General features: G+C 66.4%; 21 protein-coding genes and 1 pseudogene. 4 read left to right on the forward strand and 18 right to left on the reverse strand.

Annotated elements, in window-relative coordinates:
* Positions 1 to 143, reverse strand: a pseudogene (locus ACP16H_RS24390) (IS5/IS1182 family transposase); the annotation flags it as partial.
* Positions 144 to 618: 475 nt separating this feature from the next.
* Positions 619 to 1,707, reverse strand: a complete 1,089-nt coding sequence (locus ACP16H_RS24395) for an AraC family transcriptional regulator (protein WP_425074787.1) — start codon at positions 1,705 to 1,707, stop codon at positions 619 to 621.
* A gap of 77 nt (positions 1,708 to 1,784) precedes the next feature.
* Here ACP16H_RS24395 and ACP16H_RS24400 point away from each other — a divergent pair, with 77 nt between their 5' ends.
* From ACP16H_RS24400 to ACP16H_RS24410, 3 genes are read left to right on the forward strand one after another with little or no spacing between them, the layout of a single operon-like run.
* The gene (locus ACP16H_RS24400; RefSeq protein WP_425074788.1) at positions 1,785 to 3,113 is read left to right on the forward strand and encodes a glutamine synthetase family protein; all 1,329 of its coding nucleotides are present in this window, start codon (positions 1,785 to 1,787) and stop codon (positions 3,111 to 3,113) included.
* Positions 3,114 to 3,115: 2 nt separating this feature from the next.
* Positions 3,116 to 3,832: a glutamine amidotransferase-related protein gene (locus tag ACP16H_RS24405; protein WP_425074789.1), complete on the forward strand. Its 717-nt coding sequence runs from the start codon at positions 3,116 to 3,118 to the stop codon at positions 3,830 to 3,832.
* Entirely contained in the window at positions 3,829 to 5,091 is a 1,263-nt protein-coding gene (locus tag ACP16H_RS24410; RefSeq protein WP_425074790.1) for a cytochrome P450, read from the forward strand. The genes ACP16H_RS24405 and ACP16H_RS24410 overlap by 4 nt, the downstream gene beginning before the upstream one ends.
* A gap of 96 nt (positions 5,092 to 5,187) precedes the next feature.
* Here ACP16H_RS24410 and ACP16H_RS24415 read toward each other — a convergent pair whose 3' ends face one another.
* The 12 genes from ACP16H_RS24415 to ACP16H_RS24470 form a co-directional block, all read right to left on the reverse strand.
* Positions 5,188 to 5,637, reverse strand: coding sequence for a tautomerase family protein (locus tag ACP16H_RS24415; protein ID WP_425074791.1), 450 nt, complete (start codon positions 5,635 to 5,637; stop codon positions 5,188 to 5,190).
* Positions 5,638 to 5,872: 235 nt separating this feature from the next.
* Positions 5,873 to 7,159: a TRAP transporter large permease gene (locus ACP16H_RS24420; RefSeq protein ID WP_425074792.1), complete on the reverse strand. Its 1,287-nt coding sequence runs from the start codon at positions 7,157 to 7,159 to the stop codon at positions 5,873 to 5,875.
* Positions 7,152 to 7,646, reverse strand: a complete 495-nt coding sequence (locus ACP16H_RS24425) for a TRAP transporter small permease (protein WP_425074793.1) — start codon at positions 7,644 to 7,646, stop codon at positions 7,152 to 7,154. The genes ACP16H_RS24420 and ACP16H_RS24425 overlap by 8 nt, the downstream gene beginning before the upstream one ends.
* Positions 7,643 to 8,662, reverse strand: coding sequence for a TRAP transporter substrate-binding protein (locus tag ACP16H_RS24430; protein ID WP_425074794.1), 1,020 nt, complete (start codon positions 8,660 to 8,662; stop codon positions 7,643 to 7,645). Before ACP16H_RS24430 ends, ACP16H_RS24425 begins: the two co-directional genes overlap by 4 nt.
* A gap of 118 nt (positions 8,663 to 8,780) precedes the next feature.
* Entirely contained in the window at positions 8,781 to 9,281 is a 501-nt protein-coding gene (locus tag ACP16H_RS24435) for a flavin reductase (protein WP_425074795.1), read from the reverse strand.
* Between the two features lie 11 nt (positions 9,282 to 9,292).
* Positions 9,293 to 10,246 carry a PDR/VanB family oxidoreductase gene (locus tag ACP16H_RS24440; RefSeq protein WP_425074796.1) on the reverse strand — a complete coding sequence of 318 codons (954 nt, stop codon included), beginning with the start codon at positions 10,244 to 10,246 and terminating at the stop codon, positions 9,293 to 9,295.
* Positions 10,247 to 10,254: 8 nt separating this feature from the next.
* Complete coding sequence (locus ACP16H_RS24445) at positions 10,255 to 11,013, reverse strand: SDR family NAD(P)-dependent oxidoreductase (RefSeq protein ID WP_425074797.1); 759 nt, start codon at positions 11,011 to 11,013, stop codon at positions 10,255 to 10,257.
* The gene (locus ACP16H_RS24450) at positions 11,013 to 11,507 is read right to left on the reverse strand and encodes an aromatic-ring-hydroxylating dioxygenase subunit beta (RefSeq protein WP_425074798.1); all 495 of its coding nucleotides are present in this window, start codon (positions 11,505 to 11,507) and stop codon (positions 11,013 to 11,015) included. The genes ACP16H_RS24445 and ACP16H_RS24450 overlap by 1 nt, the downstream gene beginning before the upstream one ends.
* Positions 11,504 to 12,778, reverse strand: a complete 1,275-nt coding sequence (locus tag ACP16H_RS24455) for an aromatic ring-hydroxylating oxygenase subunit alpha (RefSeq protein ID WP_425074799.1) — start codon at positions 12,776 to 12,778, stop codon at positions 11,504 to 11,506. The genes ACP16H_RS24450 and ACP16H_RS24455 overlap by 4 nt, the downstream gene beginning before the upstream one ends.
* Before the next feature lie 3 nt (positions 12,779 to 12,781).
* Positions 12,782 to 13,153, reverse strand: a complete 372-nt coding sequence (locus ACP16H_RS24460) for a hypothetical protein (RefSeq protein WP_425074800.1) — start codon at positions 13,151 to 13,153, stop codon at positions 12,782 to 12,784.
* A gap of 10 nt (positions 13,154 to 13,163) precedes the next feature.
* On the reverse strand, positions 13,164 to 14,321 hold the full coding sequence (locus ACP16H_RS24465) for an acyl-CoA dehydrogenase family protein (RefSeq protein WP_425074801.1): 1,158 nt from the start codon (positions 14,319 to 14,321) through the stop codon (positions 13,164 to 13,166).
* Entirely contained in the window at positions 14,318 to 15,475 is a 1,158-nt protein-coding gene (locus ACP16H_RS24470) for an amidase (RefSeq protein WP_425074802.1), read from the reverse strand. Before ACP16H_RS24470 ends, ACP16H_RS24465 begins: the two co-directional genes overlap by 4 nt.
* A gap of 165 nt (positions 15,476 to 15,640) precedes the next feature.
* On the opposite strand from ACP16H_RS24470, the gene ACP16H_RS24475 reads away from it, so the two are divergent.
* Positions 15,641 to 16,204 carry a nuclear transport factor 2 family protein gene (locus ACP16H_RS24475; protein ID WP_425074803.1) on the forward strand — a complete coding sequence of 188 codons (564 nt, stop codon included), beginning with the start codon at positions 15,641 to 15,643 and terminating at the stop codon, positions 16,202 to 16,204.
* A gap of 84 nt (positions 16,205 to 16,288) precedes the next feature.
* On the opposite strand, the gene ACP16H_RS24480 is transcribed toward ACP16H_RS24475, so the two are convergent.
* The 4 genes from ACP16H_RS24480 to ACP16H_RS24495 form a co-directional block, all read right to left on the reverse strand.
* Entirely contained in the window at positions 16,289 to 17,791 is a 1,503-nt protein-coding gene (locus ACP16H_RS24480) for an aldehyde dehydrogenase family protein (RefSeq protein ID WP_425074804.1), read from the reverse strand.
* 17 nt (positions 17,792 to 17,808) lie between these two features.
* The gene (locus tag ACP16H_RS24485) at positions 17,809 to 19,326 is read right to left on the reverse strand and encodes a tripartite tricarboxylate transporter permease (RefSeq protein ID WP_425074805.1); all 1,518 of its coding nucleotides are present in this window, start codon (positions 19,324 to 19,326) and stop codon (positions 17,809 to 17,811) included.
* Positions 19,327 to 19,335: 9 nt separating this feature from the next.
* Positions 19,336 to 19,875: a tripartite tricarboxylate transporter TctB family protein gene (locus tag ACP16H_RS24490; protein ID WP_425074806.1), complete on the reverse strand. Its 540-nt coding sequence runs from the start codon at positions 19,873 to 19,875 to the stop codon at positions 19,336 to 19,338.
* 63 nt (positions 19,876 to 19,938) lie between these two features.
* Positions 19,939 to 20,877, reverse strand: coding sequence for a tripartite tricarboxylate transporter substrate binding protein (locus ACP16H_RS24495; protein WP_425074807.1), 939 nt, complete (start codon positions 20,875 to 20,877; stop codon positions 19,939 to 19,941).
* Positions 20,878 to 20,910: the final 33 nt, after the last annotated feature.

Here is a 20,910-nt window from a genome sequence, read left to right on the forward strand (position 1 = left end):
TGTCGGCCGCGTTTGCCGGTCGGCGCAGCATCCCAGATCATCTCGGGATCGAACCAGATTGTCAGCGAGCCTCGACGCTTGAGCGCTTCATTATAGGCTGGCCAGTTCCTGGTCTTGTAGGTCGGGGGTGTGGGTCTGCTCATGTCGTCCAGCTACCACGCTGGATTCACGACATGAATCCCTCACAGGATTTGTGCAACAGAGCCGATCTCGCCTTGCTTCGCGCCCCTATGGCGCACGTCGCTCAGGCTACCGCAAAAGCCCGTCGCGCGGAAGCGAGACGACTGCGTCTCCACGCTCTTTCGGAACTGCGTCGGAGCCGCGCCAGTTCTGCTCCACCGGCTCTGGCCCGGATCTCACCCGCGACGGGATCATGATTAATTCGTGTGATTATTGGAAGCCTGGCTTCGGCGCTCCGACTGCAGCGGCGCCATTCCCGTCATCGTTCCGGACAAAGCGGAAACGCGCAGTTCTGGGCCTGCGGAAGTCAGATACCGCCGGGCTTTTCCAATCTATCCACCTCGGAGCTTTTTCGACCTGAGTTCCGGCGCGGGGGGCATGCCGGTGACCGATGCCAGCCGGCGACCACAACCCGTGCGCGACCCTGTCGGCTTTCCGTCACGGGACTGGCGGCGAGCCGGACAGGCGCAGGCGGTAAGCGCGCGGGCTCTCTCCGGTCACCGTGCGGAAGGCGCGGGTAAAGCTCGCGGTTTCGCCGTAGCCGCTGCGTTCGGCGATTTCCAGCACGCTAAGCCGCGTCTCTGTCAGCAAGCGCCGCGCGCCTTCGATCCGCTTTCGCCGCAGCAGGTCACGAAACGAGGTGCCCTCGGCGCGCAGCCGACGCCCCAGTGTCGCGGGGCTGAAGCCCAGCCTTGCCGCGACGGTCTCCAGTGTCGGCGCGCGACCTTCGGGCAGGGCGGCGAGGGTCTGCCGCACCTCTTCGGTAAAGGTCTGGATGCTGTGGTCGGGCCGGTCGAGCAGCTGGATGTAATGCTGCATCAGCGCCACCAGGTTCGGATCGGCACCGGGCGCGCGGCGCTGCACGTCCTCGGGGCGAAACCAGATGGCGTTGCGGTCCTGGTCAAAGAACACCGGGCAGCCCAGCAGCGCTTCCTGCAGCTCGGGACGGGCGGGTCCGGGATGTTCGAACCAGACCTCGGCCGGGGCATAGACGGGGCCCAGCAGCCGCCGGATCAGATGGTTGACGTAGCCCAGCGAGAATTCGACATCGTGCCGCCGGGGCGTCATGGCGTCGTCGGTGATCCGGTAGCGCACGTGTGGCGCGGGATCGGTCAAGACTTCGAACACGGTCGCGTCTTGGATGGTGAAGACGCTGGACGCCAGCGCCCGCACCGCGTGCATCAGGTCCGGCGACGCGACAAAGATGTAGCCCGCCGGCCCAACCAGTTCGGGGCCCATGCCCGACGACAGGTCCAGCCCGAAGCTGTCGCGCCCCATCGCGGCGGCCACCCGGTCGAACAGCCTCAGGTAGGCGGCAAAGGGCAAGGTGCCGTGCGGGTCGCGCAGGTCGGACCGGCGCAGCGATTCGGCGGCCAAAAGCAGTTCGATCTCGCGTTCGGGCAGCTGCGCGGCATTCAGGATCGCGTTCAGAATCTTGGCCTGGATGCACGGAATCCGTGGCCGGTCGGGGATCTCGGGGGCCATTTGCACGAATGTATCAATTTCATGACGGAACAGATCAAGCATGCGTCGGATCTTTGCCTAACGTCAAGGGTGCGCGACAGGCCCGGATACACGGGCCGGACACAACAGGGAACAGACAGATGAGTGAAACGCACAGCCGTTTCGCGACCATCGCCATCGTCGACACGAACGGGTTGCTTCGGGGTCAGAAGGTGCGGGGCGCGGATATTCCGGGGCTTTTGGAGCGGGGGCCGGGCATGTCGCCCGTGCAGCTGGCGCTGGACCCCACGGACGAGATCATGGACATGCCCGGCGTCACCGACGACAGCGCCGATTTCCACGACACCGACCTTGCCGTCGATCCGGCCAGCCTGCGCCATATCCCCTTTGAACGCGAAGAAGACAGCCCGCTGTACCTGGCGCAATACACCGGCGAGGCGGCGGATTTCTGTCCGCGCTCGGTGCTGCGGCGGGTGCTGGAGCGGGCCCGCGCCATGGGGATGACACCGAAGGTGGGCATCGAGCTGGAATTCACCCTGTTCGACGAAACGCCCCGTTCGCTCGCGGCCAAGGGATATGACGGGCTGCACACCGCCACGGCGCATCCCAGCCATGACCTGATCATCTACCAGGCCGCGCAGGCCGATTTCTACGCCGCAGTGGCCGACATGTGCGGGCCTTTGGGGATCGGGCTGGGCAAGATGCACGAGGAGATCGGCGGCGGCTTCATGGAAGCCTGCATCGCCGCGACCTCTGCGCTGGAAGCCGCCGACCAGGCGACGCTGTTCCAGAACTTCATCCGCGTGCTGGCGATGCGGCGCGACCAGACCGTCTGTTTCATGCCCCGCTGGAGCGAGCAGGCCGACAGCCAGTCCTCGCACATCCACGTGTCGCTGACCGATGCCGACGGCAGCCCGCTGTTCTGGGACGCCGGGGCACCGGGCCGGATGAGCGAGACCTTCCGCCACTTCGTCGGCGGGATGCAGCGTTTTCTGCCCGCGATGATGCTGATCTTTGCCCCGACGGTGAACAGCTGGCGGCGGTTCGCGCCGGGCACCTTTGCCCCACCCGCCCTTTCCTGGGGGATCGAGAACCGCACCACCGCCTTTCGCGTCGTGGGCCACGGGCCGCGCGCCCTGCGGGTCGAGAACCGCCTGCCCTGTTCGGATGCCAACGCCTACCTGGCGCTGGCCGCGACGCTGGCCGCCGGGCTGGCCGGGATCGAGCAACGGATCGCGCCCACCGACGCCACCCATGGCAACGGTTACGGGACCGGTGCCGCCATCGGCTCTGCCCTGCCCGCCGGGATGGGTGCCGCCATTGAGGCGCTGCGTGGGTCGGACTTTGCCGCCGAATGGCTCTCGCCCCGCTTTGTCGAGACCTTCACCGCCACCCGCGACCACCAGCGCCGCCAGTTCGAGGGCAAGACCCTGATCGACGAACGCCGCCGCTTCATGGAGCTGGGATGACCATGCGGATCGGTATCCTGGAATGCGGCAGCAACCGCCCGGAATGGGCCCGCTTCGGGCGCTTTGCCGACTGGTTCCCGCCGCTGCTGGCGCAGGCTGGCAGGACGGTCGACACCCGCGCCTGGACCGTGTCCGAGGGCGTGCTGCCCTCCGACGCCCGCGAGTGCGACGCCTGGCTGCTGACGGGAAGCCCCGCCAGTGCCGTGGATGACGCGCCGTGGCAACAGGCGCTCAGCGCCTTTCTGCGCCCGGTGATCGACCGGCAGCCGGTGGTCGGCATCTGCTACGGACACCAGCACCTGCACAGGATGCTGGGCGGCACCGTCGAGCAATGCCCCGCATGGGGGGTCGGCGTGCAGCATTACGCGCTTCAGGACAGGCCGGACTGGCTGGGCGATCCGGCGGATGCCACGGGGTTTGACCTTGTGGCGCTGCATCACGACCAGGTGACGCGCGCCGCCCCCGGCACGCGGGTCCTGGCAGGATCGGCGTTCTGCCCCCTTGGCGTGACGCAGATCGGCAGCCACACGCTGACCTTCCAGCCACATCCCGAGATGGACCCGGCCTTTGCCGCCGAGGTCTACGCCTTTGAAAAGCACCGCATCGGCGCGGCGGAAACCCTTGCCGCGCTGACCACCCTGGATCGCCCCCGCGACACCGCCCGCGCCGCCCGCTGGATCATGGCGTTCCTGGCGCATCACCTGGAGGACAGGACATGACGACGACCTTGAACGCCCCCGAAACACGGATCGACCTGTCGGACGCCGGGCTGTGGCAGGATGGCCCGCCGCGCGCCGAATTTGCCCGGCTGCGGGCAGAGGCCCCGGTTGCCTGGAACGCCCGCCATGACGGGCACCGCGGGTTCTGGGCGGTCACGCGCTACGACGACATCGTGCAGGTGTCGAAGGACACCGAGACCTTCTCGTCGCGCAACGGCGTGATCTCGCTGGACGATTTCGACGATGCCCAGAACGACAAGCGCCGCACCCTGCTGGAGATGGACCCGCCCCAGCATGGCAAGATGCGGATGCTGACCTTGCCCGGCTTTACCCGTCGCGGGGTCGGTGCGCTGGAGGAGGACGTGCGCGCCCGCGTCGCGACGCTTCTGGACCGGCTTGTCGATGCGGGCAGCTTCGAGGCGGTCGAGACACTGACCAAGCAGGTGCCGATCATCACCCTATGTTCCCTGCTGGGCATCCCGACAGAGCGCACGGCGGACCTGATCCGCTGGTCGGACATGCTGATCGGGTCCGATGATCCGGATTTCGTCGATCCGATCTTCGGGCAGTATTCCGAAGCCGAGCGGCGCATGATGCCCTTTGGCCACCCCGCCGCCTTGCAGGCCTTCGAGATGGGGCGGGAACTGGCGGCGGATCGGCGGGCCAATCCGCGTGCGGATGTCATCACCATGCTGGTTCAGGCGCAGGTCGATGGCCGCCCGCTGACCGAGGACGAGTACCTGAACTACTTCCTGATGCTGGTGGTGGCGGGCAACGAGACCACCCGCCACACCATGAGCCACGGGTTGCGCGCCCTGGCGGATCATCCCGGCGAATGGGAGCGGTTCCGCGAAGGCGGGATTGCCAGCCAGACCGCCACGGACGAGATCCTGCGTTGGGCCTCGCCCGTTCATTTCGTGCGCCGCATCGCCACGCGCGACACCGCGTTGGCCGGGGTTGGCATTGCGGCGGGCGACAAGGTGGCGATGTATTTCACCTCGGGAAACCGGGACGATGCGCATTTCGACGCGCCGAACCGGTTTGACATCGGGCGCGAGCGGAACCCGCACATGGCCTTTGGCAAGGGCGGGCCGCATTTCTGCCTGGGGAACTACGTGGCCCAGCTTCAGGTGCGGGTGCTGATCGAGGAACTGGCCCGCCGCGTCGCGCGGATCGAACGCACGGGCCGGGTGTCGATCCTGCGCTCGAACCACATCCACGGGGTCAAGGCGCTGGACATTGCGCTGCATTCCGCATGACGGCAGGCCCCCGGCGCGATCCGGGGGCCAAGCCGTGCATGCCTGACAGGGGCGGGGGGCTGAATGATCCCTGAAAACGCCCGGGATCAGCGGCACTTACGGCAGCGCGCCGGTCACATATTGCGCCTCGCCCTGCGCAAAGCTCCAGTCTTCCTCTCGATTGGTGAATACCGAAATCAGCAGGTCATCGGGATCGAGGCCGCAATCCTTTTCGAGCCTGTCGGAGAGGAGTTTATAGATGGTGATCTTCTCCACATGCGTTCTTGGGCTGGTAAAGAACTGGATGGAAATCATGCGGTCGCTGCGGGTGAAGCCAAGTCCGGTATCGAGGAACACCATACGGCCCGGCTTGTGTTCGTGAACGATCTGATAGCGGTCGGTCTCGGGCACGCCGAAGGCCTCGACGACGCAGCTCTGGATCGTGTCCAGAAGGTTTTGAAGGTCTTCGTCGGAACGACCTTCGATCATGTCAATTCTCAGGAGGGGCAAATTCACAACTCTTTCTTTCAGCCAAGCCCGATGCTGGCTTTCCAAACGGAAATGCACCGCGAATTGGAATGGTTCCCTGCCCGGTCCTGATCGGATCTGTCATATGCGCCCCGCTCACCATCCGTCCCAAAAGCCGCGCAGTCATGATTGCGCTAGCGGATTCCGCAACCCTGTCGGCCCGGGCCGAAAAAACGCGCCCCCGGACTATTCCGAGGGCGCGGGTCATTCGACTGGCCGATTCACGGGCCCTTTCTCTGGCCGATCGGAACCAAGCGCAGGTAGGCGCAGCGCGTCACATCAGGCGCGGCAGGAACAGCACCAGCCCCGGAAAGGCCAATATCAGCGCGATCCGCAGCACATCCACCAGAAGGAACGCCCAAAGCCCGCGAAAGATCGTGCCGATGGCCACGTCTCCGACCACCGATTTCAGCACGAAGGCGTTCAGGCCGACCGGCGGGGTGATGTAACTCAGCTCGGTCACGATCACGACGTAGATGCCGAACCAGATCAGGTCGTATCCCAGCCCGGCCACGATCGGGTAGAAGATCGGGATCGTCAGGGTAATCATCGACAGGCCTTCCAGCACGCAACCCAAGGCGATGTAGATCAGCGTCATGATCAGGATCGCCACAAGCGGATCGTCGGTCATCGTCACCAGCGCCTGGATGTCGCGGCCCATGCCCGACAGGTTGACGTAATTGGCAAAGGTCAGCGCGCCGAACAGGATCAGAAACATGCTCGCGGTGGTCTTGGCCGTGTCATAAAGCGTGCGCAGCAGCGCCCGTCCGGACATGCGCCGTTGGGCCAGAACCAGCAGGAACGCGCCCCCAGCCCCCATTCCCGCGCTTTCGGTCGGGGTAAAGACACCCAAGTAAATGCCGCCCATGACAAAGACGAACAGCCCCAGCGCGCCGATCACACCCTTGAGGGCGCGCAGGCGCGCGCGCAGCGGCAGCTTTTGTTCGGTCGGCAGGTCGATGCGGCCTGCCAGGATCGAGATCCGCACTGCCACCACGTAGAGGATCACACCTATAAGGCCAGGAATGATCCCGGCGAGGAACAGCTTGCCGATGTCCTGCTGTGTCATGATCCCGTAGAACACCAGGATCACCGAGGGCGGGATCAGGATGCCCAGCGTGCCGCCCGCCGCGATGGAGGCCGTGGACAGGCTGTCGGGATAGTTGAAGCGCCGCATCGAGGGCATGGCGATCTTCGTCATGGTCGAGGCGGTGGCCAGCGACGATCCGCAGACCGACGAGAACCCGCCGCAGGCAATGACCGTCGCCATCGCCAGCCCGCCCTTGCGGTGCCGCATCCAGGCATGGGCGGCGGTATAGAGGTCGTTGGCGATGCCCGACTGCACGACGAAATTCCCCATCATAAGGAACAGCGGCAGGATCGACAGGGCATAGGCCCGGCTGTTGTCGAAGAAGGTCTGCCCCAGCAGCGCCAGCGACGGGTCCAGCCCGATGATCGCGGCGGTGCCCAGCGTGCCGACCAGCGTCAGCGCCAGCCCGATGGGCACCCCGGCCAGCAGCATGGCAAACAGCAGGACCAGCCCGATTTCCCAGTCAGACATGCGCGTCCGCCCTTTCGAATACCCTCAGCACGGTGATCGCGGCGGCGACGGCGGCCAGCACCGCCACCCCGTAGGCCACCGGCGCTACCGGCAGTTTCAGCGTGGGCGTGATGCCGTTGTAACCGGCGATCTGGTCGCCGATCTTCCACAGGCGCAAGGCGACGAGGCCCAGGATGCCCGCGGAGACCAGCCCCACCACGCCTGCCAGCACCCGGCGGGCCAGGCGCCGCAGCCGAATGGTCAGCACATCGACATGGACATGGTCGCCGTCGAGGCTGGCGGCGGGCAGGCCGACAAAGATGACGGCGGCCAGCATCAGTTCCGTCAGTTCGGTCGCGCCCGGCACCGGCGCGTTCATCAGGTAGCGCCCCAGCACATCGGCCACGGTCAGCGCCATCATGGCCAGCAGCAGCACCGCGCATATCGCCGCGATGGCGCCGCGCAGCCAGCGGGTCGCCCCGCCGGCTGCCCCGGTTGTGTTTGTCATTCCGCTTCGAGTTTGGCGATTTCCGCCAGCAGCATGTCATAAGCGGCCTGGCCGTCGACACCGGCTTCGGAGACCAGCGCCACATTGGCGGCGATCACCGGCGCAAAGGTCTCGCGCAGGGTGGCGATCTCGGCGTCGGTGGCGTCATGGATAGCGAGCTTGCCCTCCATCGCAGCCCGCCCGGCGGCATCGGCCTTGTTCCACATCTCGCCCGCCTTGCGCGCCAGCGGCTCGCCGATGATTGCCTCGATGGCGGCCTGGTCCTCGGGGGCGATGCTGTCCCATTTCGCCTGGTTCATCACCAGCATGAAGGCGGTGTTGTAGACTCCGCCTTCGGCCACGAAGGCGGCGTTCAGCAGGTCGCCCAGGTTGAAGAAATTGACCGATTCCCAGGGAAAGAAGATGCCGTCCGCGACCTTCTGGCTGAGCAGTTCGTAGGACTTGGATGACGGGCCTTCGATGGGAACCGCGCCCAGAAGCGTGGCCAGGTCATGCGCCACGACCGAGCCCACGCGCACCTTCTGGCCCGCGATGTCCTGCACGCTGCCGATGGGCGCGGAGGAAAACACCTGACCCGGACCGTGGGTGTGGACCGCCAGAACCTTGACACCCTGATACTCTCCGGCCCCTGCCAGCATCGCGTCATGCACCCGCTGATAGGCGACCGAGGAGACCACTGCATCAGAGGTCAAGAACGGCATTTCCGCCACGGCCGAGGTCTTGAACCGTCCCGGCGTATAGCCCTGAACGGTGTAGCCGATGTCCACGACGCCGTTCTTCACCAGATCGAAGGTGGCGGGCGGCGGACCCATCGGAGCGGGCAGGACAGTGACCGTGACACGGCCTTCGGTGACTTCGTCGATCTGTTTGGCGAAAGGCAGTACCAGGTCCGTGACCTGCGGGTGCGACGGTGGCAGCCAGCTGTTGAGCGTCAGAACCGTGTCCGCCGCGGCCAGCGTGGATTGAGCGAGCACGGCCAGCCCGACCGAGGCGACAAATCTTCCAAATCCGATCATGAGAGCGTTTCCCTGTTGAGGTTGAAGTAGGTCCTTGAGCCCCGCTTGGCCGAGGTCTTGTTTCTGGCCCACGCGCCCCGTATCGGGACGCAGGCATCGGGCTGCCGGGTGGGGAGGATCACGGCGGCGGTGTCTGCAGGTGGTGGTAATCGCGGCTGAAATACACCAGCCCCGCGCCGGGCCGGTCAGACAGGTGGACGCCGCGCACTTCGCAGAACATGACCGAATGGGTGCCCTGCTCCAGCACGCTGCCGATCCGGCAATCGAGCGAGACATTGCTGTCCACCAGCACTGGCGACCCGGTGGCGAGCGTCGTCCAGGTGCCGCTTGCAAAGCGGTCCACGCCCTCGACATAGCGGGCGAAGGTGGCGCAGAGATCCTGATGCTGGCTGGCCAGCACGTTGACGCAGAGCGACCCGTTGCGCAGCATGAGGTCGTGGACAAAGCTGCGCCGGTTGATGCAGACCAGCACCGTGGGCGGGCTGTCCGTGACCGAGCAGACCGCCGAGGCTACCAGCCCGTGCCGTCCCGCCGGGCCGTCGGTGGTGATCAGGTTCACCGCGGCCCCCATGCGGCTCATGCCCTCGCGAAAGGCGATCTGGTCGGCGGTCAGGTCCATCCCCTGCCCCCTCACAGATCGAGCACGAGCGTGCCGCGCCCGCGCGAACAGCAGACGCACATCTGGTCGCCCTCGGCGCGTTCCTCGTCGGTCAGGAACTGGTCGCGGTGGTCGATCTCGCCGCTCAGGACATCCGTGACGCAGGTGCCGCAGACGCCCTCCTCGCATTTGACCTCGACCTTGATGCCATGTTCGGCCAGCTTCCGGGCGATGGTGTCCTCTGGCCCGATGGTCAGCGTCAGCCCCGAGGCGCGCGCCTCGACCGTGAAGCTGTCGCCGGTCAGGTCCACATCCGCCGAGAAATATTCGCGGTGGACATTGGCCGAGGCATGGCCCGCCGCCTCGGCGGTCGAGATCACCCAGTCCATGAACCCCTGCGGGCCGCAGACATAGAGATGCGTATCCGGGGCGGGTGCGGGCAGATCGCGCGCCAGGTCCAGCCTTTGCGCGGCGTCCCGGTCGTCGTGGTGGAACACCACCCTGTCGGCAAAGGGCGCGTCGCGCAGCGTGTCGTGGAACGCTGTCACGGATTCCGACCGTGTGCAGTAATGCAGGGTGAAATCCCGACCCAGTGCGTGCAACCGCCGCGCCATGGCGATCATCGGCGTGATGCCGATCCCGCCGCCGAACAGCACGGTCCGCGCCGCGCTTTCGTCCAGCGGAAAGTGGTTGCGCGGCCCCTCGACCGTCAGGCTGGCCCCCGGCTGCGCCACGCGATGCACCTCGACCGAGCCCCCGCGCGAGGCGGGGTCCTTCAGCACGCCGATCTCGTAGAACCCGGTCTCTGCCGGGTCGGAGCACAGCGAATACTGCCGCCACAGCCCGACGTCGGGCAGGTGAATGTCCAGATGCGCCCCGGCGGTGACGGGCGGCAGGGCGTCGCCCACCAGCCGGATGCGGGCGATGCCGCCCCGGTCGTCGATCCGCTCGGCAACGGTCAGGGTCATGGTCCGTGTGTCTGTCATGTCCAGGCTCATCTCATGTAAATCCCGCCGTTCACGTCCCAGCAGGCGCCGGTGACGAAAGCCGCGCGCGGCGCGCAGAGCATCGCAACCATTTCGGCCACGAAAGCCGGGTCCCCCAAGTCGCCGACGGGGATGTTTTTCCGGGCCGCGTCGATGCCGTCTCCCAGCACGGCGCGGACCATGGGCGTGTCCATCGGGCCGGGTGCGATGGCGTTGCAGGTTACGCCAAAGGGCGCGAGGTCGCGGGCAAAGATCTTCGTCAGCGTCAGGATCGCGCCCTTGGAGGCGGCGTAATGCGCCCCCGTGGCCGTGCCGCCATTCTGACCCGCCAGCGAGGCCATGTTGACGATCCGCCCGTAGCCGCGATCCTTCATGTGGCGGCCAAAGATCTGGCACCCGGCAAAGGTGCCGCCTGCATTGGTCGCCATCACTTCGTTGAAGAAGGCGGGGTCGATCTCCAGCACCGGCTGCACAGCGGTGCGCGCGGCGTTGTTTACCAGCACCTCGACCGAGCCGTAGAACGCGATGCACTGGTCCAGCACCGTCTGGAAGTCCTGCGGCCTGGTCACATCGAGCGTAGCCGTGGTCGCCGTCTCGCCCGACAGGTCCAGTTCCGAGGCCAGTGCCTTGGCCGGTTCCGGGTCCATGTCGGTGATGACGACGCGGAACCCGTCGCGGTGCAGCGCGCGCGCGACTTCGGCGCCAAAGCCGCGCGCACCGCCAGTGATGACGGCGGTCTGGATGCGATCCGGCAAGGGCGCGGCCATCAGAACAGATAGCTGAACGAATTCAGCATCCCGTCGGAGTTCAGCAGGCGGACCACCTTTTGATGCAGCCTGAAACCGCCCTCGGTGGCCTTCAGAACGTATTGCACGTTCCCGGCCCAGACGCGTTGGCGGCCGAACTTGTCCTCGATCAGGTGCTCGGCGGCGCGGACGGTGATCCGGTCGCCTTCGGCCTTGTCGATGGCGATGCGGCTGACCGTCCGTACGGTCACGGCGGGCGGCGCGGACGAGATCGAGAACCCCGCCTGGAACCGCCCGATCCGGTCACGGCGCATCCTGGCGTTGTCGTAACACAGGTTCAGCTGGTTGGCGTAATCCTCGCCCGGGCCCATCGGCATGACGTAAAGACCGTCCTCGGTCCACAGGTCCAGCCAGTCGTCATAGCCGCAGGCGTCCAGCAGGTCAGCCTCGTGCCAGACAAAGCGGGTGACATCGTTGAGCAACGCGTTCGCGTCGATGCGGGACATCTCGGTCATGCCATCATCCTCTTCCACATCTTGTAGGCGGCGCGCATCCCGGTCTCGGCGCTGATATGACCGCGCGGTCCGGCGGTGCCGGGGTCCTCGTCGACCATGCCGCGGTTCACCAGGATCGGCAGTTGCTCGCCGCCCTTGGTGCCGCGCTGGACGCGTTCCCAGACCTCGGCGTCGTCGGGACTGCCAAAGCCCATCGGCCCCTGGAAATGTTCGTGCAGGCGCATCCGCATCCGGTTGGCCGCCGCCGGGCCGCCGTCCATTCCCAGCGCCATGTGGCGGATGTCGGTGCGTTCGACGGTGACCGGGGTCAGCACGCGAAAGAAGGCAAGGCTGAACGACACGTTTGGAAACAGGTTCAGGTTGAAGCCCGCCCCGCCCACGGCACGCACGATCCGCCGCACCTGGTCGTCGGGATAGCCCTCGTCGCGCAATTCCTGCGCCAGATCGGCAAAGCGGTCGGGGATCGGGGCGTCAAGATTGGCCTCTAGGTCCTCCAGCTCGGGGATCATCATCATCACCGAGTGGCCGTTGCCCAGGTCCTCGACCCAGCCGCGCCCCTTGTCGAGGAAATTGAACATCTCGTTCGTCGCCCCGTCCAACGATTGCAGAAAGCTCTTGTGGACCACCGGGAAGTGGTAGGCGTCGGTGGTGTTCTCCAGCTGCACCTTCCAGTTCATCGGCACGGTGAACTGGTGTTCGCCCAGCACCTTCACCGGAAAGCCGCCGCCCTGTTTCATGAACAGGTCGATGTAGCGGCAGACCTCCGGCCCGAGGAAGTCGACCAGCGGTTCGACGGCGTCGTTGAAGGTGGCAAAGACCATGCCGTTGTAGGATTCGGTGCGCAGCTTCAGCAGGCCGTGCTGGTCCTTGTCGAAATCGTCGCCGTATTGTTCCGGGTAGGGCAGCGCGCGCAGCGATCCGTCCAGCGCGTAGCCCCAGCCGTGATAAGGGCACTGGAACGAGGCGGTCTTGCCCTTCTTGACCTCGCAGACCGTGGCGGCGCGGTGGCGGCAGCGGTTGACCATGACGTGAATCGCGCCCTTGCGGTCGCGCACCACGATCACCGGCTCCAGCCCGACATTGGACAGCTTGAACGACCCCTTGTCGGGGAACTCGCTGTCATGGGCGACAAAGACCCAGGTCCGCTTGAAGATCTTGCGCATCTCCTCGGCGAACAGGTCGGGGTCTTCGTACATCTCGGTGGCGACCCTGGCGTTCGTCTCGTCGTAGAGCGCGTCGAGATCGCTGAATTTCGGCATATCGAGAGACATGTCTCAGCTCCTGTGCTGTGCGGGGATTTCCAAGGCGCGACCCATGCGCGCCTCGACGGTCATGTATTTCCACAGCCGGTCGTTGCCCTCGCCCACCACGATGGTGCGCAAGAGGTTGCAGGCGGCCTGAACCGTGGCGCGGTCCGGGAAATCGGCGAGGATGTACCAGGTGAACGGGAAACCCTGCGTCGCGCCGACCATGGTCTGGTCGTCGTCAAACGTGCCGGTGATGGTCACGCCGGGCAGGTCCGCGATGCCGCGTATCAAGGCTTGGGTCGCGGTCCAGACCGGGCCGATCTGATCGAACGGCAGCGAAAAGAACGCGGCGTGGTTGTTGAAGCACAGCAGAGTGCGGATCGGTTGGGGTTCGGACATCGGGACCTCCTCAGGGGTAGCCGGGCATGGTGGGTTCATCGAACATCGCGGCCCCGGCGGCGGTCAGCGTGCCTTCGGACAGGAAGGCGTGCTGCGCGACGGACGCGGCGTCGATCATGTTGCGGATCAGCGGATGGCCCTGTTCGATGGCGTTGGAGCCCCCCAGCGCAAAGGCCATGCGGGCGGCCTCGGCCCCGTCCTTCGCGGCCTTCGATGCCACCAGCCGCAGCCGGACATGCAGGTCGCGGTCGACCCGGTCGTTATCCGCCAGCTGCTCCCAGGCCTCGTCCAGCGTGTCGTAGAACAGCGCCTGCGCGCCCAGGTACAGGCTGCGTGCCTTGGCGTATTCGGTCTGGAGGTAGGGCCGCGCGCCGGGTTTGGGTGCGCCGGTCACGGATTGGCGGCTGCCGGTCTCGTGGATGTAATCGAGGTTGGCCCGCGCCGCCCCCAGCGCCACCACCGCCAGCACCTGGCTGGCCAGCGCCATGGAGGGATACCGGAACTGGCGGTCTTCCATTGTCGGGATCGATCCGCGTACAAAGGTCCACTCGCGCGGCACCACGACGCCATCGACCTTGATGTCGTGGCTGCCGGTCGCCGCCAGACCCACGGTCTTCCAGGTGTCGACCACCGTGACCTTGTCGCGCGGCATGATGGCGATCAGCGGCAGTTTGGTGTCGTTGTCCTCGACCTTGATGCCCGCGCCCGCGAGGTCCGCGCCCATGATCCCCGACCCCCAGGGCCACTGGCCGCGCACCTCGTAGCCGCCGGGCACCGTGCGGGCCGCTTGCGGCGGGAACATCGCCCCGGCGAACACCGTGTCCGGATTGGTGCCGAAGATCGCCGCGTAGGTGTCCCGCGGCAGCGTGGCGAGATAGGTCGCGGACACGCCGAAGCTGGCGACCCAGCCCGCCGAGGCATCGGCCGCCGCGATATCCTGGATCAGGCGGCAGAACGTGGCGGGCGAGACCGCATCACCACCGAACCGCTCGGGGACAAAGGCGCGGTAGACGCCAAGCCGCTTGAACTGGTCGACCACGTCCTGCGGGATATGGCGCAGCGACTGGAATTCGCCTGCGCGGGCACGGATACCGGCCAAGATCGCGGCCTTGTCCGTGGGGCCCGCGGCGCCATCGGTGTCTTGCGCCTGTGCGGCCTGGACATTCATGCAACTTCCTCCGTCAGAAAACAGGTACAGGTGGCCGCCATCCATTCGGCGATCGCGCACAGCCGCGCGTCCTCGCCCTTGCGGCCGATGATCTGGAGGCCAAGCGGCAGCTCCGCCCGGACGGGCAGAACGATCGCCGGATGGCCGGTCAGGTTGAAAGGCCGCAGGAACCGGGTCAGCGGCAGCACCTTCGCGGGGTCGTCGGCCTCGGTCAGCAGGGGCGGCACGGTCGGCAGCGCCGGGGTGATCAGCGCGTCCGCCCCGACCAGCGCGGCATCGACCTCGGCGGTAAAGGCGTCGCGGATGCGTTCGGCGCGGCCCAGTTCCGCCGGTGTCGTCCGGCCCGCCGCCGCGATGCGCGCCCGCACGTCGGCCCCCAGTCGCGGATCGTCCAGCAGCCTGTGGCAGGCGGCAAAGGTCTCGCAGCCGATGATGGTCATCGCCGCGTCAAAGGCATCGCCCATCCCCGGAAGCGTGATGTAGGCGACCTCGGGCAGCCCCTCCATCATGCCGTAGACCAGCGGTTCGCCGATCGCGGGGTCCAGGTCACGGGCCTTGACCCGCGCCAGGCGCGGAGCCTGTGTCAAACGCACGGGCGCAAAGCTCGGGTCGATGGCCGCCATCGCCCGGGTCAGCATCGCCGCCGTCCGCGCGAAGACCCCGACGCAATCCAGCGTGCTCGACCTCGGGTCACAGCCCGCGCGGCTGATCCGGCCAAAGCTGGGCTTCATCCCGTAGACGCCGCAGCAGATCGCAGGCTGGCGCACCGACCCGCCGGTATCCGTGCCAAGCGCCGCGTCGCACAGCCCCGCCGCCACCGCGACCGCCGATCCGGAGGACGACCCGCCCGGGATGCGTTCCGGCCAGCGCGGGTTCACCGGCGTGCCGAAAGCCGCGTTGATCCCGGTCATGCCGAATGCCAGTTCGTGCGTCTTGGCCTTGCCGGTGACGCGCGCGCCGGATGCCAGCAGGTCCTGCACCACCTGCGCGTGATGCGCGGCGGGCGGGCGGTCCGCCAACGCGGCGCAGCCCGAGGCCGTCACCTCTCCGGCGATGTCGATGCAATCCTTCACCACAAACCGCAGCCCGCTGGCGGGGCCGAGGTTCAGCGGGCGAACGAGTGCAGAGTATCGATCCGTCAGGACGGTCATCATGCGTTTCCCTGTTGTGGTTGCGCCCCGTCTTGTGCCGGGCGTTACGGTAAAATTACCGCGTGAATGACCTGCGTCAAGAAAATTCACGTGAATAGTGAATAGTTCTTCCGGGTTGCTCCGGCGGGCGGTATATTACAGGAAAATTACCACAACTCGGAGGAAGACATGTCCCAGGACACCATAGACAGGCTGGAAAGACGGCTTGCCATTCTCGAAGCAGAGGCCGACGTGCGCCGCGTTCAGGCGCGCTACATGTTCCTGTGCGACACGCCGAACCCGGAATTCGGCTCGTCTGACGATGCCGACCGAATCGACCGCATCATGGAGCTGTTCGCCCCCGAGGCGGTCTGGGAAGGCGTCGGCGAATATTACGACAACCAGTTCGGACGCGCCGAGGGCTGGGAAGCGGTGAAGACGCATTTTCAGGGGTTCTGGGGTGGCAAGACCGACCCGGCGCTGATCCTGAACTGCCACTACCTGACGTCCGAGCAGATCCGCGTCTCGGACGATGCCATGACCGCCGAGGGCAACTGGGTCCACATGCAGCCCTGGCTGTTCTCGGACGGCAAGGCGCTGCTGCGCTCGTCGCGTCTGTGGAACAGCTACCGCAAATGCGAGGACGGGGTGTGGCGCTTTACCCGCAACCGCACGGAGAACGTCTTTGTCGCGCCGCTGCCTGCCACCTGGGCGTCGGATTACCCGTCGCAATCGGTGCTGATGACGCCCTGAGCAGGGCTTAGTCCAGACATGAAAAGCCCGCCAGACGGCGGGCTTTTCCTTTTGCGGCCACTCGGGCCGGAACAAACGGGCGGGTCAGCTGTAGGCCACGCAGACCGACTTGGTTTCCAGGAAATTGTCCAGCGCACCTGAGCCGTGTTCACGCCCCAGTCCCGACTGCTTGAACCCGCCAAAGGGCATGTTCTGGTCGGGGATGTTGTGGCTGTTGATCCAGACCGTGCCCGCCTGCACCCGGGGCAACAGCCGCATGAGACGGTTGATGTCCCGCGACCACAGCGACGCGCCCAGTCCGTAGCGCACGTCATTGGCCATGGCGATCACGTCGTCCTCGGTGTCGAAGGGCGTGATCGTAGCCACGGGGCCAAAGACCTCTTCCTGCATCAGCGCGCAGTGCGGCGCGGCCCCTTCGAACAGTTGCGGAGCGACGAAATAGCCGCTTTCCGGCGCCACCAGATCCAGCAAGGGCGTGGCCCCGTCGTCGATGCCGCGCGCGATGGCCGCCTGAACATGCGCCTGATGCCGGGCGCTGACCAGCGGGTTGATCTGATTGCCCGGGTCCATGCCGGGGCCGATCGGCAGCGACGATACGATGCCCTTCAGAACGCTCACCGCCTCGTCGTAAATCCCGCGCTGGATGAACAATCGCGCGCCCGCGCAGCAGGTCTGCCCGGTGTTCAGGAAGATGCCGATGCCGGTGGCCGGACCCAGCAGGCCTAGGTCCATGTCGTCGAACATCACCATCGGGGCCTTGCCGCCCAGTTCCAGCGTCACGGGCTTTACGTCCTGCATGGCGCGGGTGCCGATCTTGATGCCCGTGTCGGTGGATCCGGTGAAGGTGATCTTGTTCACGCCGGGATGGGCGACCAGCGCCGCGCCGACCGCGCCGCCGCCGGTGACGACGTTCACCACGCCATCGGGGAACCCGGCCTCGCGCACCAGTTCCGCAAGGCGCAGCGCGGTCAGCGGCGTCTCCTCGGCGGGTTTCAGCACCACGGTGCAGCCCGCCGCCAGCGCCGGAGCGATCTTCCACACCGCCATGTTCAGCGGGAAGTTCCACGGCGTGATGGCCGCCACCACGCCCACGGGTTCCTTGCGGGTGAAGGCAGTGTAGCGGGTTCCCGGCGGGATGGCGATCGAGACATCCAGCGTCTCGCCGCGGATCTTGGTCGCCCAGCCCGCCATGTAGCGGATGTATTCCGCCGAGGACAGCACCTCGATCAGGCGGCTCATCATGATCGACTTGCCGTTTTCCAGCGTCTCGATCTGGGCCAGCTCCTCGCCGTGTTCCTCGATCAGGTCCGCCAGTTTCAGCATCAGCCCGGTGCGCGCCGCGCCGGGCATGGTGCCCCATGGCCCCTGCATCGCCGCCGCCGCCGCGCGCACGGCGCGGTCGACATCGGCCTCGCTGGCCTCCGGGACGCGGGCCAGAACCTGGCCATTCGCCGGGTCGAAGACCTCGAAGCTGCCGGCCTCGCCGTCTACGCTTTGGCCGCCGATCAGCATCCGGGGTGTCTTCAGGAACGCGGTGACAGCGGGGGCGATCCCCGCGGGGGATTGGTCAGGTGCGCCGATACGCATGGTGAACTCCTTGGTCGTCAGGTGGTGGGTTGTTGCGAATGGCCCGCGTCGTCCGACCCCGCATCGGGCCAGTCGCGGATCGTGCCGCGCACTGCCTGGATGACGATCAGCACGATGGCCACGACCAGCAGCGCCGAGATCGGGCGGCTGACGAAATCCAGAGGCCCCTCGATCCGTGCCGCCGAGGCGCGCAGCTTCACCTCCATGATGTTGCCCAGGACCATTCCAAGGATGATCGGCACCACCGGCAGGTTCAGCCGCTTGACGATCAGGCCGAACACCCCGAACCCCGCCGCGACAAGGCAATCCACCGCCGAATTGCGCAGCGAGTAGATGCCGACAAAGCTCAGGATCATCGTGCCCATGCCCAGGAACCGCGTCGGCACCCGGATCAGGTGGATCAGCAGGTTGGACGACACCAGCATCCACAGGATGACGATGATGTTGAGCAGGATCAGCGCGAGGTAGAGCGCGTAGACGAAATCCAGCTCGTTCTGGAACAGGTTCGGCCCCGGCACCACGTTGTGGACATAGAAGACCGACAGCATCATGGCGGTCAGCGCCTCGCCGGGGATACCCAGCGCCAGCAGCGGGATCATCGCGGCGGCGGGCACGGCATTGTTGGCGCTTTCGGAGGCGACCAGCCCCTCGGGGCTGCCCTTGCCGAACATGTCGGGGTCCTTTGAAAACCGCCGCGCGGTGGTGTAGCTGAGGAACTGCGCGGTGAATTCGCCCACGCCGGGGATCATCCCCATCAGCACCCCGTAGCTTGATCCGGTCAGGGCCACGCGCTTGAACCGCAACACCTCGCCGATCGCGCGCGCCATGGACCCGGTGACGGGCTGCGCATCCGGCGCGCTTTCGGGTTCGACCATCAGCACGAAGGCCTGCGAGATGGCGAACAGGCCCAGCACCACGACGATCAGGTCCAGCCCCGAGGTCAGCCAGTCCAGCCCGAAGGTGTAGCGCATGGTGTAGGTGACCGGCTCCATCCCGACGCTTTGCAGCAGGATGCCGAACCCCGCCATCATGCCTGCGGCGGCCATCTGGCCCTTGTGCGCCACGATCACCAGCACGATGCCCAGCAGCGCCGCCAGGAAGATCTCGCGCGAGCCGAACATCGGCGCGACCCGCGCCAGCACCGGCGCCAGCAGGATCAGCACCAGGATCGAGAAGATGGCCGAGAAGAAGCTCGCGCCATAGGCCAGCCCAAGCGCCCTCAGCGCCTCTCCGCGCCGGCTCATCGGGTAGCCGTCGTATGTGGTCAGTGCGTTGACCGCCGTGCCGGGAGTGTTGATGAGGATCGCGGGCAGCGACCCGCCATACATCGAAGACCCGTATATCCCGAGCAGCAGCGTCAGCCCGACCAGCGGCTCCATGGAAAAGGTCGCGGGCAGCAGGATGGCGATGGCCACCGCCGGGCCGACACCGGGAATGGCGCCGATGATGACACCGCCGATCGACCCGATCAGCAGCGCGACGATGACCTGCCAGTGCAGCAGGTGTTCGACGGCAAGGGAAAGCGTTGCAAGCATCGTCTGTCCTCAGAAATGGGTCATGGCAAAGGTGCGGATGGCGTCCGGCAGGTGGCTGTAGATCTCGCCCGCGGGGACATGCACGCCCAGCCCGGTGCGGAACACCAGCACCACAGCCACCGCGAACAGCACCGACGCCGCCAGTGTCCGGGGCGACCGGTAGCCCAGCCGCGCGCCCAGCAGGACCGCCAGCAGCACGGTCGAGGGCAGGTAGCCCAGCCGGGGCACGGCAAGGACGTAGAGGATGAACCAGACAACGAATTCCAGCGACCGGGCCCAGACCATGACCTCGCGCAGGCGTCCGGGCAGGCGCGGGGCATTGAGTGTGCCCAGCAGGTGAACCGCGCCGAAGAGCAGCATCATGGCGGCCCCGATGGCGGGCCAGAAGCCCGGTTGCGTGATCAGGGCGCGACCCGGCAGGAACGTGGCTTGTTGCGGCAGCACCAGAACCACCGCGACGGCAAACACGAAGAACCCGACCGCAAAGACCAGGTCACCCGGTCTCCGGTCGCGACGGAACATCGCGAGGAATGAAAACACCTGTTTCATGGATTTGTCCCGAAGGCGGCGGAGAGGGGGGCGCGGGATCGCGCGCGCCCTCTCCGCGCGGCTTCACTCGCCCAGGAACCCGGCGATACGCTCCAGCGTCGCCGCGTCCTTGGTCATCTGCGCTTCGGACTGCGCGGTATCGAGCCAGTAGATCTCGGCCCCCGTGTCCATCGACACCTGCCTTGCCGCGTCCGAGGCGATGACCTCGCGCGCGACGGCGGCGATGGCGTCGCGCGCCTCCTGCGGGGTGTCCTTGTGGACGAACAACCCGTTCCAGGTCGAGAAATCCAGCTCCGGCACGATCTCGCCCGCCGTCGGCACATCCGGCAGCACCGGGATCCGGCTGTTGGTGTCGGCCATCAGGATGGTCAGGTCGTCCAGGCAGGGCCGGATCAGCTGCAGCGTCGTGTTGATGACATCCGCATCCCCCGAGGCCAGCGTGTTGCAGTCCAGCGCGTCAAAGGCCGCGTCCGAGCCGAACTCGAAATCCAGCGCCTTGGCCATGGCCTTCGTGTGCCGCGCGGGGCTGGTGACTTCGCCGAAATGGCCCAGCGTCACGGAGTTCTCGCGCGCATAGACCGCAAGTTCCTGCATCGTCTTGTAGGGTGCGTCCTTGGGCGCGGCCAGCACGAAGGGATAGGACAGGAAGATGCCGACCGGCTCGAACGGATTGCCCTCCAGCGGCGGGATGCCGATATAGGGGCCGACCATCGGCACGTCGATCACGAAGGAGCCGACCGTATAGCCGTCGGCGGGGGCCATCGCCACTTCGACCGCGCCGGGAAACGGCCCGCCGCCGCCGCCGGGCTTGTTCACCACCGCCGCCGGGACTCCGTAGGTTTCCTGAAACTTGTCGGCGATCATCCGGGTCAGGATGTCCTCCAGGTCACCCGGCGGCCACGGAACGATGAATTCCACCGGCTTTTCCGGGTAATCGGCCTGCGCCGCCAAGGGCATGGCGGCAAGCATGGCAACAGTGCTGGCTTTGAGAAGAATCTTCATGGTCTTGCTCCCTGTTCGCTGTGTGAGCTTACT

The sequence above is a fragment of the Sagittula sp. S175 genome (genome assembly GCF_049800975.1).
Taxonomy (GTDB): Bacteria; Pseudomonadota; Alphaproteobacteria; order Rhodobacterales; family Rhodobacteraceae; genus Sagittula.